Below are 15,222 nucleotides of genomic sequence, written 5' to 3' on the forward strand. Positions count from 1 at the left end.
ACGACCTGCAAAACATGCCGCCAAGATTAGAGGGTTATGCGCAGAGACGGTTGGGTTTGACGGTTTTTTTTGACCGCTGAGATTGCTCTCGCGGTTCACGGCTGGGGCAACCGGTGGGGGCAGCGACTGGTACGCGCTGATACTCACGTTGAACAGCCTTGGGCAGCGCTCTCTGCATGCGCCGTATGAACATGCGGGGCTTTTGCGGGACAGCCTTAAGTTTTAGTTAAAACGCTTCAATCAAACTGCTGATTATCATTCGTAATTGGCTGACTCAGACTGCGTTCGTGCCTCCATGCTCCCTGGAGCAAGCAACGAGCGGTCTATGCCAGTCAATACTGCAACAACCCGCAGCCTGTCCTCAGCGGATGTTCCGCTATGACGGCGCTGTCTGCCCCATCATCCGCGGCCGATACGGCCGTTCACTCAGCCTTGGCCTGCTGCCATCTGCTGCTGCAACTGACCCAGGAACGCGTACCGCAAGCCGCGGCCCCGCAACCCCTGGACCCTGACCCTGCGCGGGACCTGCGCCAGGCAGTCAGGGACTATGCACGCAACGCCGGTGTCGATCTGCGCCTGGAACGCCTGGCGCTGACCCGACTGACCCCGAAGATGCTGCCCCTTGCCTGGCGCAACCAGAGCGGCGAATTCATGCTGCTGGCGCGGCTCTCGGACACCCAGGCGCTGGTGCAGCGACCTTCAATGCCGACCCCGGACATGCTCGATCGCCAGCAGTTGGCCGAGCAGTGGAGCGGGGAGGTGATTCGCCTGCGCCAGAGCGGTTTGCGCTTCGATCTGTCCTGGTTCGTACCGGAGCTGCTGCGCCATCGGCGGATACTGGGCGAAGTGCTGCTGTGCTCGCTGTTGCTGCAGGTGCTGGCCCTGGCGACGCCGTTGTTCTTCCAGGCGGTGATGGACAAGGTCATGGTGCACCGGGCGCTGTCGACCCTCGACGTGCTGGTGATGACCCTGGTGGTGGTGGGCCTGTTCGAGGTGCTGCTCAAGGGCTTGCGCGAATACCTGGCGGCGCACACCGCCAACCGCATCGACATCGGCCTTGGGGTCAAGCTCTTGCGCCATCTGCTGGGCCTGCCGCTGCTGTACTTCAAGCAACGCCAGGTGGGGGCGATCATCACCCGGGTCCAGGAGCTGGACAGCATCCGCGAGTTCCTCACCGGCTCGCTGCTGACCCTGTGTGTCGACGTGGCCTTCACCCTGGTGTTTTTTGCGGTCATGGCCTGGATTTCCTGGCCGTTGACCCTGCTGGTGCTGCTGACCCTGCCCCTGTATGCGCTGCTGGCCTGGTTCAGCACCGGCCCGCTGGAGAAACGCATCGAGCGCCAGTTCTACAGTGCGGCGCGCAACACCGCCTTTCTCAATGAAAGCGTCAGCAGCAGCGAAACCATCAAGAGCCTGGCGGTGGAGCCGCGCATGCAGCGTCGCTGGGAGTCGCAGACGGCGCAGATGGTCGAGGCCGGGTTTGCCAGCCAGACCCTGGGCAGCGCCATCAGCCAGACCGTGATGCTGTTGCAGAAAGTCACCGCGGTGGCGGTGATCTGCTGGGGCGCTAGCCGGGTCATCGACCTGCAAATGAGCATCGGCCAGTTGATTGCCTTCAACATGATGCTGTCCCACGTCAGCCAGCCCGTAGCCAAGCTGATCGAGGTCTGGCAGCAGTTCGTCCGGGTGCGGGTGTCGGTGGACAAGCTGGGCGACATGCTCAACCTGCCGGTGGAGCAGGCCGAGGGGGATCTGCGCCCGGCACAGGCGTTGCGTGGCGAAGTGCGTATCGAACAGTTGGTGTTCCGCTACCGCCCGGAACTTGAGTGGGTGCTGCGCGGCCTGGACTTGCAGATCGCCGCGGGGCAGACCCTGGGCATCGTCGGGCCGTCCGGGTCCGGCAAGAGCACGCTGACCCGCTTGCTGCAGAAACTCTACACCCCCGATGGCGGGCGCATCCTGATCGACGGCTTGCCCCTGGATCAGTTGCAGCCGGCCTGGTTGCGCAGCCAGATTGGCGTGGTGCTCCAGGAAAACTACCTGTTCAACCGCAGCGTGCGCCACAACATCGCCCTGCGCCATCCCACCGCCTCCCTGGAAAGCGTGATCGCCGCGGCGCGCCTGGCCGGTGCCCATGATTTCATCCTGCGCCTGCCCCTGGGCTACGACACGGTGCTGGCCGAAGCCGGCAGCTCCTTGTCCGGCGGCCAGCGGCAACGCATCGCCATAGCCCGGGCACTGATGGGCGACCCGCGCATCCTGATTTTCGACGAAGCCACCAGCGCCCTGGATGACGAATCCCAGGCGCTGATCCAGGACAACATGGCGAGCATCGCCCAGGGACGCACGGTGATCATCATTGCCCATCGCCTGTCTGCGGTACGGCATTGCCAACGCATCATCGCCCTGGAACAGGGGCGCATCAGTGAATCGGGCAGCCACCAGCAACTCTTGGCCAACGGCGGTTGCTACTCGCGCCTGTGGGCGCTGCAACAGGCGCTGTGCAAGGAGGCGTCATGAGGTCCGGTGCACTGTTGTCTCGCTGGCGCCGCGCCTGGCAGCGCCTGGGTGACGCGCGGACGCTGCTCAAGCGCAGCCGCGACGAATACGAGTTCCAACCCGGCTACCTGGAAATTGTCGAGCGGCCACCCGCGCCCTGGGCACGTGGCACGGCACTGCTGCTGATCCTGGCAATCCTGCTGGCCCTGGGCTGGGCGATCCTCGGCTTTCTCGACATTCATGCCAGTGCCGCCGGGCGCCTCATGGTCTCCAGCTACACCAAGGTGATCCAGGCGCACGAGGCGGGTGAAGTTCGGGCCATCCATGTGCGTGACGGGCAGCGGGTCAAGGCCGGCGAGGTGCTGGTGGCGCTGAACCCGATCGGCATCGACGCCGAGTTGAGCGAGTTGCGCACGCAACTGGACTTCAAGCGTCTGGAACTGGCCCGGGCCCGTGCACTGCTGACCCCGGACCCCTTGCACAGCTACCAGACGCCTGCTGGCCTGGATGCACAGCAGGTCGCGGCAGCCCGGGAGCAACTGCTCAGTACCTGGAAGGAAATCAGCGCCAACCTGGACAGCCTCAACGCCGAAATCGCCATCAACCAGGCCAATCAAAGGGCTCGGGGCAGCGAGATCAGCGCCCTGGGCAAGCTGGCCAGCAATGTGCGCAAACGGCTCCATGCACGCCGGGCGATGGCCGCCGAACAGCTGATGCCCCTGGTGGAATTGCTTGAGCAGGAAAAGGAGCAACTGGACGTCGAGCGTTCGCTGGCCCAGCAACAGGCCGAGCTGCAGGTGCTCAAGGCCCAGGCGCAGAACCGCCGGGAGCAGCGCGACAGCTTCCTGGCCAGGACCCAGCGCGAACAGCATGAATTGCTCAACCGCAGCCAACAGGAGATCGCCGTGCTTGAGCAGCAACTGATCCGTGGCCGCGACCGGCAGCGCCTGCAAACCCTGCTGGCGCCGGTGGACGGTGTGGTCCAGCAACTGGCGGTACATACCCTGGGCGGCGCCGTGCAAGCGGCGCAGCAGTTACTGGTGATCGTGCCCGAGGGGGCCGAGCTGGATGCCGAGGTCATGGTGCTGAACAAGGACGTCGGTTTCGTCAGGGCCGGCCAGCCCGTGGAGATCAAGGTGGATGCGTTTCCCTATACCCGCTACGGCACTTTGCGCGGCACCGTGGCCCATGTCTCCGGTGACGCCATCAAGGACGAACAGCTGGGGCTGGTGTTCCCCACGCGGATTCGCCTGGAGCGTGCGGCAATCGCCGCAGGGCAGGGCTGGATGCCCCTGCAGGCAGGGATGAGCGTGACCGGCGAGATTCGCACCGGCGAGCGGCGGGTGATCAATTACCTGCTGAGCCCGATTCGCGAGTATCAGTCCGAAGCGTTGCGGGAGCGTTGAGCATGACCCGCGCTTTCGATGCCGCTTCTGAACCCTCACCGACAATGCTCGACACCGGCCTGCACGCCCTGGCCTGGGCCGCCCGGCGCTTCGACCTGAGCATCAGCGTGGCGCAACTGACTCACCGCCTGGGACGGGTTGAAGGTCCGGCCGACAGCCTTGACCTGCGGCGCTGTGCCGGCTGGATCGGCCTGCGCGCACGGGCAGTGCAGAGCCGGGTGCAGCGCTTGCATCACCTGCCGCTGCCGGCGCTGCTGGACACCACTCGGGGCTGGGCGGTGCTGGACGCGGTGGAGGGCGACCGGGTCCGGGTATTCTGGCCGCTGCAGGGGCAATGCCAGACCCTGTCGCGCCAGGAGCTGGCGACGCTCTGGCAAGGCCATGATCAGGGACAGGGAGAGGTGTTGTTGCTGGCCGAGCGGCATGTGCAACTGAAGACGGGTGGTTTCGGCGTCTCCTGGTTCCTGCCGTCGATCCTCAAGCATGGGCGCCAGTTTCGCAGCGTGCTGCTGGTGTCGCTGATGCTGCAAGGCGTAGCGCTGGTCACGCCGCTGCTGTTCGAGAACATCATCGACCGGGTCCTGGTCAGTCGCGGCCTGTCGAGCCTGCAAGTGCTGGGGATCGCCATGCTGGCCCTGGCGCTGTTCGAGCCCTTGTTCGGCCTGTTGCGGTCCTGGCTGTTCAGCAATGTGGCGAGCAAGATCAACGCCGAGCTGTCCGCGCGCCTGTACCAGCACCTGATCCAGTTGCCGCTGGGTTATTTCCAGCGGCGCCAGAGCGGCGAGATCATCGCCCGGGTCGGTGAGATGCAACAGATCCGCCAGTTTCTTACCGGCTCGGCCTTGACCCTGGTGCTGGACCTGGCGTTCTGCGGGTTGTTCATCGCCGTGATGTACAGCTACGCACCGCTGCTGACCTGGGTGGTGGTGGGCTCCCTGGCCCTGTATTTCCTCTTCTGGCTGTGTGTGGGCCCCTTGCTGCGCAGCCGTGCCTTGCGCGAATACGAGTTGAATGCGGCCAACACGGCGTTTCTCACCGAGACTGTGACCGGCATCGAGACTATCAAGACCGGGGCCATCGAAAGCGCCTTCCAGCAGCAGTGGCAGCGCCAGTTGGCGGCTTATGTGCGTGCGGCGTTCCACACCCGCATCGTCGGGATCTGGGCCGGGCAGGGCATCGGCCTGATCCAGAAGCTGACCGCAGCGCTGTTGCTGTGGTGGGGCGTGATGCTGGTGCTGGATGGCCAGTTGAGCCCCGGCCAACTGGTGGCCTTCAACATGCTGGCCGGGCATGTGGTGGAGCCGATCCTGCGTCTGGCCCAGGTCTGGCAGGACTTTCAGCATACGCTGATTTCCCTGCGCCGCCTGGGGGACATTCTCGACAGCGACTGTGAAAGCGGCAGCGGCGGCCTGGCCTCGGTGCCAGCGTTGCAGGGCGGGGTGAGCTTCCAGGGGGTGCGTTTTCGCTACGAGGAAGACGGCCAGGAGGTGCTGCGCCAGCTGGATCTGGAGATCCAGCCGGGCGAGTTCGTCGGCATCACCGGGCCTTCCGGTTCCGGCAAATCGACCCTGACCCGCCTGCTGCAGCGCCTCTATGTGCCCCAGCACGGCCGAGTGCTGGTGGACGGCATCGACCTGGCCATCGCCGACCCGGTGGCCCTGCGCCGCAACATGAGCGTGGTGCTCCAGGAAAGCGTGTTGTTCGCCGGCAGCGTTGCCGAGAACATCCGCCTGTGCCGGCCTCAAGCCAGCGACGCCGAGGTGCGGCACGCCGCCGGTCTGGCCGGGGCGGCGCCCTTTATCGAGGCCCTGGCCCAGGGCTACGAGACCGAGGTGGGCGAGCGTGGCGGCCAGCTCTCCGGCGGCCAGCGTCAACGCATTGCCCTGGCCCGGGCCCTGTTGACCAACCCCGGCATCCTGTTGCTGGACGAAGCCACCAGTGCCCTGGACTACGAGTCGGAAGCGGCGGTGATGGCCAACCTGCAGGGCATCGTCCACGGCCGCACGGTGATCAGCGTCGCCCATCGCCTCAATACCCTGCGCCATGCGGACCGGATTCTGGTCATCGATCAGGGCCGGGTGCTCGAACAAGGCACACACCAACAGCTGCTCGCCCTGGACGGGTTGTATGCCCGGCAGTGGGCGCTGCAGATGAAGGATTGACCCCACCGACGGCAGGAGGACTCGCCCACCCGTCATGTCTCCCCACCCCGCAGTTCCATACCCATAGGCAGCCCTTCGCGAGACGCAGGGCTTGGCTCAAAACAGACAAAGGATCATTGCAATGGCTTTTATGTCCAAGGACTTCACGCGCCTGCTCAATACCCTGATCGACCAACAGATCAAGACGGCAGGGCGGCAAACCGAATGGTTCAACATGAGCGCCGACGAGCGTGCCGCGTACATCGGCCAGGTCGGCGAGCGCCTGCTGGAAATGCAGCAGAGCACCCTGAGCGTGCTGGCCGCCCAGCACTACCAGATGCAGGACAACCCGGTCTCGGTGGGCGATCAGTTGCAGGTGCTGCAACAACGCCGCAAAGAAATGAAGGCCATCGCCGACACGCCGGCCACCATTGCCTACAAGCAGCAACTGGACCGTGACATCCTGTTGTACAGCCGTCAGGACACGGCGATCAGCCACTATGACAGCACCTGGAACAAGGCCCTGCGGCTGCTCAGTCCCGGTGGCGCCAAGGCCGAGGTCCTGCAAGCCGATGCGCCGGCCAAGCAGAAAGAGCTCAAGGGCCGGATCAACCGCCTGGAGAAGCACCTGAGCATGCAGGTGGCCGACTCCACCTTCAGCCAGACCTACGTGACCCTGTTCTCCGAGCTGCAGGCCTACAAGGAGGTGAGTACCCGCTACAACGCCTGGCTCAAGGCCGCCCCGCAGCAGCAGGCCGCGAGCCTGGACGCACTGGCTAAGGCACCCCGGGCCTCCGACGAGCTGCCGGTGAACCTTTCACTGCTGATGATGGAGGAGCGCCCGGGCTACATCCGCATGAACGTGGCGCTGGTCAATGCCAGCACCGATGGCCGCTTCAAGGACTTCTACCTGGAGCACGGCCGGCTGGTGGTGCCCACCGACGGCGTGCTGAATTTCTCCTTTGGCACCGCCGCCCGTTCCCTGGCCTGGCAGCAACAGTACCGGCTCAAGAGCGAGCCACCGTCCATGCGCTCGCCGACCTATGCACCGATTCGCTCGGTGCTGGTCAAGACCGGGTTCGTCGAGCAGTACTTCGCCAACCACCTGGTGTCGGAAAGCTCCCTGCGCGAAGGCTTCAAGGCCCAGGTGTTGAGCAACGGCCGCAAGCTGCTGTTGACCGGCGTCGATCGCAAAGTGCCCAACCAGGTCGGCATCCAGGTCTCGGGCCAGTCGCCCGGCACCAGCGTGACCCGTGAAGTGCCCCTGGCTGGCGCCTTGAGCGAACTGATCAACCAGAACGCGGACATCACCAGCTTCCAGACCCTGGGCGTCGAAGACTATCGGCAGAACAGCTACCACCCGGACCGCGACGGCCTGTTCGTCAATATTCATGAGCTGGAACGCTCGGTCGGCTTTGCCGAGCATCAGTACCTGCTGGAAATGCCCCAGGGTGACGCTTACCGTTCGGCGACGCCTTTTGCCGTGATGACCGTCGAGGGCGACAAGGTCAGCAGCAGCCACCTGAGCAAGGCGCAGACCGAGACCCTGTATCAATACAACGCAGCGTTTTTCGAGCGCCTGGAACAATTGCGCGGCGAGGGCTTCAAGGCCAGCCGGCTGTTCGCAGGCAGCAGCGAGCGCGCCACCTTCGTGCAACAGCTGACGCGCCTGCTCGAACGCAACCACATCACCCCGGCCGGGGTGCTGCTGGCGCAACACAGCCGCCCGAGCCTGCGGGATATCAAGGGCAACAACTTGAACAAGGTGCTGTGGGAACAGGCCTTCGCCGCGTCGGTCTGGCAAAGCCACGACAACGATGGGCTGCTGTTCGGCCTGGGGCAGAACCTGGTGAAGAGCCAGGCGCTGAGCAAAGTCCTGCAAGGCGGTTATCTGCAGAGCGACATTGCCCAGGCCAAATTGCTGCTGGCACCGCTGTATGAACAGTGGCGCGCCCAGGCGATCGAGATGGAAACACAGCGAGTGGCCAGCGCCAACGCCGGGCAGCATCCAGGCAACCCGAAGGTGCATGTCTTCGATCAGGTGGCGGTGGAGCGCGGCCTGGACAGCAAGTTGCTGAACCTGTTGTTGAGCGGCCCCCAGGGCCTGGCGCCGGCCGACGTCGCGTTGCGGCCGACGGTCGAGGCGCTGTTGTCCGGCGACCAGGGCCGCAGCCTGCGCAAGCAGGCGTTGTTCCATGCCCTGCGCCCCGTGGCCGACAGTTTTTCCAAGGCCGCGGTGCCGGTCAATGCCCATGCCGCGCTAACGCCAAAAACCGGCGCCGACAAGGTCATGATCAACAACCGGCTGAACCAGCCCGACCCCTACCTGATCCTCAATACCCACCCGGAGCAGGCCCGGACCGATGCCGCGCTGCTGATCCAGGACGACAAGTACCGCAGCTACAGCCAGTTCCGCCCCGATCCGAACAATGAAGCCACACGCTACATGAACGACCTGGACACCCCGTTCGTGGGGGGCATTTCCGGGACTACCCAGACCGTCAGCAATGCCTTGCCGGAGTTGTTCGGTAGCGCGCCGAGCATCAAGCAGTACTGGCAGTTCCAGATGGCCAACGCGGCCTTCATGATCCGCAACGGCTACCACTCGTTCTTCGAAACCCTGTATGTCGCCGCCCGTTATGAACCCCAGGGGCCGGACAGCATCGGCAAGGACCTGCTGCAGACCTTCGACCGCTACCGTGCCGAAGGGCGCCGGGAGGCTTTGCATGGAGAGCTGTACGACGCCGTGATGGCCCGGGTCCTGCCCATCGTCAATCAAGGCCTGGCGCCGAGCGAGGAGTTCCATCCACCGCGCTTCACCGACCTGGGGCCGCTGCCCGCGCTGTTGGGGCAGGCCGCCAAGGACCGGCAACTCAAGACCGGGCTGGCATCGCTCGGAGCCGGCTTCGAACCGCGCCAGGGCAGCGCCGACATTCACCAGTTTGCCGCCGACCCGGTGCAGTTCGCCCAGACCCACACCCTCAGTGCCGAGGCCCTGGTCAAGGCGGGGCGCTTGCCGGCCCAGGGCAACGTGCAGTTGGTGGAAGTCGCGCCCAGGCTGTATGAGCTCGAATACACCGAGCACAGCGCCAACTCCGTGAGCGGGAGCCCGGACAGCGTGCCGGCGTATTTCCTCGGCTACAACGGGCCGAACCAGGCGAACGCCGCGCCGGCCTATGTGGACATTCCCCGGCAGGCGCGCGCGGGCAGCTTCCTTTTTACCGGCACCTTGTCGGGCTGCTCGCTGGTGGTGACCAGCCTGGACGCCACTACCTATCGGGTCTATCACGACGGTCGGGTCAACAGTTCGCTGCTGTACGACAACGTGGTGATGGCGGTCGACTACAAGGACTACCAGGTGGCCGGCACCGCCGAGGGCCTGGCTGCGGCGTACATGCAGGTCGTCGACGGCCAGTGGCAGTTGGTGTTCCAGCGCCAGGAGTACCAGCGCGAAGGGCAGATGGTCTGGCCGAAGTTGCGCGAGGGTGCAGAGCCGCTTGCCATCCAGACCGCCGACAGCCAGGTGCAGGAACGCAACCGGACCCAGTTCGCCGAGTACCGCGAACAGGTGCACCAGAACCTGAAGAAGGTGGCGAACCAGTTCGGCGTGTCCACTGAAGGGGTGGCCGATGGCGTCTACAGCGGCGGCGACTTTTCTCCCGAGCACCCGGCCATTGCCGCCTGGAATCGGCTGCGCGATGCGGTCCAGGCCAAGGTCAGCGCCGACATCGAACAGCTCGGCAACCAGCGTTATCAACTCCAGGAGCAGCGGCGCGGGGCCAGCGACAAGAGCCTGATCGACCAACAGATCAAGCAGCTCAACCTCACCCAGGATTTCTACCGGGCGCAGTACGAACCGGTGTTGCGTGAGGCCGCTTCGGTGGAAAAGACCTGGCTCTGGCAGCAGATCCAGGCCAAGCAGGGCACTGCTGCGGTGGTGCGCACCGACGACACGGCGATCCAGGGCGGGGGCGATGAGCGCAGCACCAGCGTGGGCGAGCGCTACGCCATTGCCGAGGCCTATCAGCGCGGGGCCCGGGGCACGGCATTCAGTGACGGCGTGCGGGATTTTCGCGAGATCAAGATCCCCGGGCTGGACGACAAGAAGTCGGCCCTGGAGATGAAGCGCCTGTTTCTCGACGGCCAGCTCACGCCTGGGCAGCGTGGCGCCCTGAGTGCCCGCATCAGTGAGACCAGCCAGGCCGAATACATCGACAAAGTGCTGCGCCAGACCGCGACCCTCAGTGAAGACTTCCGGGGCGCCGGCAGTGTCTTCGGCCAGTTGGCGCCCCAGGACTTCTACCTGTCGCTGGTGGGGGACCGCTCCGGAGGCCGCTGCTACCCGCTGGTCAGGGCCATGGCCGTCGCCCTGGCCAGGGGCGGCGAGGCGGGGGTCAACAGCCTGGTGCAGAAGCTGTTCCTGGCCTCGGCCGATCCCCAGGCGGGCAGCTCGACCTTGCTCAAGAACAGCCTGATCCGGCTGCATTCCAATGTCGACGCGGTCCAGGCCTCCAAGGCGCTGGGGCAGTTCCAGTTGTCCGACGTGGTGGCCCGGCTGGCCAACGGCAGCAGCGACTCGATGTTTGCCCTCAACACCCAGAATCACTCGATGATGGTGGGCAGTACCCAGGGCCCCGAAGGCCGTCGCTACTACTTCTATGACCCGAATGTGGGGATCTTCGCTTTCGACTCCAGCAAGGGCCTGGCCAAGGCCATGGAGCAACACCTGGTGCGCCGCAAACTGGCGGCGCACTACGGCTCGTTCGGCAGCCAGTCGCAGCCGGCCTTCAACCTGGTCGAGATCGACACCCACAAGATGGCCGAGGTGCCGGTGGGCAGCGGGCTGAACGTTGCCGATCTGTCCCGTCCCGAGGAGTTGGCCGGTGTCATCGGCCAACGCCGCCAGGTGGAGCAGGCGGTGGGTGCCCAGCAGCGCGTCAGCCAGGACCTGCGCCTGGGCGCGGCGCTGACCACGTTCGACGCCGAGCAATGGGGCGCGCGCTTCGACGCCGCCAGCACCCGGCTGGCCCGGGAGCACCAACTGAGCAGCCAGTGGATACCGATCATCGCCAACACCGAGCCACAGCCGGAGGGCGGCTATCGGGTGCAGTTCATCAACCGTGACCAGCCCGATCAGACCCGCTGGCTGAGCACCGACGATGGCACCTTTGTCGAATTCCGTCGTTTCGTCGATGAGCACATGAGCGTGCTCAACGAGCACTTCACCCTGGAACACGGGCAGATCCGGCCACGGGGCGGGGTCAGTGAAGCGGCGCATGTGGACGGCCTGAACGCGGGCTTTGCGGTCCAGACGCTGATCCAGTGGTTTGCCGACAAGAACCGCAAGGATGCGGCCCAGGGCGTGGTTTCACCGGACCTGGCCACTGCCCTGAAGATCCATAGCTACCTGGGCCTGGCGCAGATCGGCCATGGCACGGTGCAAGATGTGGCCAACATCACCAAGCTGGTGCAAACCGCGTTGCGCGGCGAAGCCCTGGCCGCCGAGTCCTCGCTCAAGGACTTTGCCTCGACCCTGGGGCACACGGTCAACGAGGGCGCAGGCGTGCTGTTTGGCGGGGCCATGGTCGGCCTGGATGCCTATGAGCTGGCCCATGCCGAGAACGATGTGCAGAAAGCCGTATTCGGCACCCAGCTGGCGTTCGATTCGGCGAGTTTTGTCAGTGGTGCGGCGGGTATCGGTGCCGGGCTGATCGGCGCTTCGACAACGGCGGCGGTGCTGGGCGGCGCGGGGGTGATCCTCGGTGGCCTGGCGGTAGGCTTCACGGCACTGGCCCAGGCCTTTGGCGCGGTGGCCGAAGATGCCAAGGCGGTGGGACGTTACTTCGACACCCTGGACAAGGCCTACCAAGGCAACGGCTACCGTTATGACGAGAAACAGCAGGTGCTGGTGCCCCTGGCCGGGGCGGTGGTCAAGCGCCTCGACCTGCGCTCGAACGAGGTAGGTTTCGACAGCCAGTACATTTACCGCACTCACCACGGCTCCACCGGTTCCGGGGCGATCAACTACTTCTTCTGGGTCGGGGACTTTCCGCGGATGATCCACGACCGCGCCCAGGCGATCGAGGTGCGCAGCGGCATTGGCCACGGCGCCAAGCCGCCCAGACTCGACCACGGCGACAGCAGGACGGTGATCCTGCCGGGCACGCCCAAGTCCTACATCAGCTACGAGTACATGATCCTGCCAGGAGCCACCACCCGGCATGACACGGGCTTCGATGTGATTCGCAAGCTCGAGCAGGACCGGCGCTTCGACTACGACTTCTACATCTTCCCGAGCGAGGAGACGATCCGGCGGATTCACCAGGAGTACGTCGAGACGCCGGTAGAAGTGCTGCTCGATGGGCACAACCGGCAATTGGTGGTGCCGCAGCTGCCCAAGGAGCTGTACGGCTACCTGCGCTACGACATCCAGGGCGCAGGCGGCGAATACCTGATCGGCCTCAACGAAGGCACCGAGGTCAGGCTCAGTAACGAGGCCGGTCGTCAGCCGTCACGCTGGATCATCGACAGCAGCCAGCTGGAGAGCGACAGCATCACCGTGGCGAAGGACCACCTGCTGGTGGGCGGGGTCAAGGTCAGGCTCGATCCGGCCCAGAGCGGGCAGGTGCTGCTGGTCAACGCCAAGGGCGAAGTACGGGCAGCCGATTTTGCCGGCCAGACCACCTACGTGGTGAAGGAAGACGCCAGCCAATGGCAGGTGTCCGGGCAGCGCATCGAACAGCACCTCAAGGAGCTGGCCCAGGCCCATCAGTTGCACGGCCAATACGTGGTGGTGGAGAACTACAAGCACGGTGAGCGCAATGTCGGTCGGGCGTACTACGACGTTGCCAAGGACCGCATGCTATTCACCGACACCGATGTGCAACAGGCGCGCAACGCCCAGTTGGGGGCGGTCATCGGCGAGCACGCCTACTTCGTCGATGCCGAGAACGCCGCCGCGTGGCGGGTCGATATTGCCAGCGGCAAGGTCGATGCGCAGTTCGCCCCTGCGTTCAACCAGAGCGCCGGCCAGATCAGCCGGTTCTGGCAAGAGGGCGATGCGGTGTATCTGGCCCGTCGTTATCAGCTCAAGGAGCGGGAAGCCGAACTGAGCTTCCGTATCCTCGGTGACCGCATGGAGCTGGTGGGGGTGGTCGGCGATGAGTCGTTGCTGCAACTGTCGGCAAGCAACAGCCAGCATGGCAAGGACGCCAAGACCCTGCTCAATACCCTGCTCAAGGGCTACGAGACTCAGGCGACCCTGCGCGACACCCCGGTGTACAGCCTGGGCGCGCCCGTGCTGGAGCCGACTGCGGCAGAGCTGATCACGGTGTTTGGCCTGGACAACGCCAAAGTCGCGCACCGCTACTGGGTGCGCAGCCGCGACGGCATCGTGATCAAGCCGAACCTGGCACCACCGGCCGGACAGGCGCCGAGTGCCGATGCCCCGGGGCAGGCGCAAAGCGCCTGGCAGATTCCGGCCGACCTGGTGTTGGCGGGCAGCCAGGCGCAGCCCGGTGGCCAGGAAGTGTTTTATTTCTACAGCAAGGCGCAGCAGGTGCTGTTCCGCCAGGAAGGGCCGGGGCAGAAGGTGCTCGATGCCGGCCAGCCAAGCGCCTTGCGGCTGAGCACGCCGCCCCTGGCCAATGTGCTCAATCTCAATGGCCATCTGCTGGCCGTGACCAACGACGGGCGCATGGCCCGGATCGAGGCGACGGGACGGCTGAGCTATGAGGCGGTCAACGAGCATTGGCTCAAGGCCCACAGTAACTGGTGGAAAAACCTCGCCGAGGTCGCCGGCAGCAATGCCACCCTGGCGGTATTCGGGGTCAAGGCCGCCGACGGCAAGAGTGCGCTGCCGGTGTGGTACCACAACGGTCAGGTGGTGGTGGCATCGTCCGCGCTGCAAGGCAAGCCGCTGCAGTTTCTCGGCTTCGACAGTGCCAGCGCCAGTGCCCGGCTGTTCGAGCCCGAGAGCGGCAAGCTCTATCTGCAGCCGCCGCTGACAGCGCAAGCACTGGCCACCGCGTTTGGCAACGACGAGGTGCTTGAGGCCTCGGCGCAATTGCCGGCCGCCATTGACTGGATGCCCAAGCTGCAACTGCGTTCGGCGGTCCAGGTCGATGCCGGGTTGCGCCTGACCACGGTGCAAGGCGAAGTGCTGCTGCGCAGCAACAACGGCGATGTGCAACTGGTGGCCGTGGACAAGGGTTGGCAACAGGCGCGGCTGGGCAATCTGCCCCAGGCCCTGGCAACGGTGGCTGGCCAGTGGGGCGCCAAAGGCGTGTTGAGCTTGCAGGACGGCGACACCCGCGGCTGGTTCGATATTGCCAGTGGGCAGATGTTCGCCAGCAACGGCATCCCGGGTGGCAGCGACCTGCGCTTTATCGGCGTCGCTGCCGGGACGCCGAACTCGGCCTATGTCTACAGCCCGACGGCGCAGGCGCTGTATCAGGTCAAGGACGCCAAGGCGCTGCAGCTGGGCCATTACGCAAATGTCGAGCGCATCGGCCCCTCGCTGCTGCTTCAGGGAGCCAGCGGCAATGCTCCTCAGGATGACTTGGCGCCGCCGTTGATTGCCGGGGTCGACAGCGTGGTGCTGCACGGCGGCGCCGGGGATGACACCTATCGTTTCAGCCCGGCGATGTGGGCGCATTACCGCTCCGTGGTCATCGACAACGATGATCCGGGCCTGGCCCTGGATCGGGTGATCCTGCCGGTTGCCGATGGCAAGAATATCCTCGTCAGCCGTCGGGGCGAGGACGTGCAGCTGACCGACACGGGCAATGGCACCGCCCTGGTGCTGCGCCAGGTGCTGGGCAGCCAGGCGGCCGCCCATGGGCATTTGCTGATCGAGCTCAAAGGCGACTCGTCGATGCTCAGCGTCGAGCAACTGCTCAAGGGCTTTGGTCCGAGCGGATCGGCCGGGGACAGCGTGTTCGAACTGGCCTGGAGCCAGCGCGAGACGCTGCCGGCGGCGAACGCTCTGAGCTCGGCGGCGGATGTGCCGGACTCGGCGGCGGATGGCCGGGGCCCCAGCCTGGCAAAACTCAGCGGGGCCATGGCGGCCTTCGCTGACACCGGCGGTGCTCGCGAACAACTGCCGAAAAACCATCAGGCCGCGCAGGCGGTGCTGGTGCCTTCACTGACCTGACCTCGCAGGAGAAACACAGGAG

Annotated in this window: 4 protein-coding genes; all 4 read left to right on the forward strand. The window is 65.3% G+C overall.

Annotation, left to right across the window (positions count from 1 at the left end):
* The first annotated feature begins 378 nt into the window (after positions 1 to 378).
* The gene (locus AC1RMG_RS05180) at positions 379 to 2,520 is read left to right on the forward strand and encodes a type I secretion system permease/ATPase (RefSeq protein WP_401400057.1); all 2,142 of its coding nucleotides are present in this window, start codon (positions 379 to 381) and stop codon (positions 2,518 to 2,520) included.
* Complete coding sequence (locus tag AC1RMG_RS05185) at positions 2,517 to 3,905, forward strand: HlyD family type I secretion periplasmic adaptor subunit (RefSeq protein ID WP_053151654.1); 1,389 nt, start codon at positions 2,517 to 2,519, stop codon at positions 3,903 to 3,905. Before AC1RMG_RS05180 ends, AC1RMG_RS05185 begins: the two co-directional genes overlap by 4 nt.
* 2 nt (positions 3,906 to 3,907) lie before the next feature.
* Positions 3,908 to 6,067 (forward strand): type I secretion system permease/ATPase, encoded by a 2,160-nt coding sequence (locus AC1RMG_RS05190; RefSeq protein WP_493168589.1) that lies wholly within the window; start codon positions 3,908 to 3,910, stop codon positions 6,065 to 6,067.
* Positions 6,068 to 6,188: 121 nt separating this feature from the next.
* Positions 6,189 to 15,200, forward strand: a complete 9,012-nt coding sequence (locus tag AC1RMG_RS05195) for a TcdA/TcdB pore-forming domain-containing protein (protein WP_493168591.1) — start codon at positions 6,189 to 6,191, stop codon at positions 15,198 to 15,200.
* Positions 15,201 to 15,222: the final 22 nt, after the last annotated feature.

The organism is Pseudomonas sp. GW822-FHT04H02, from assembly GCF_058800645.1.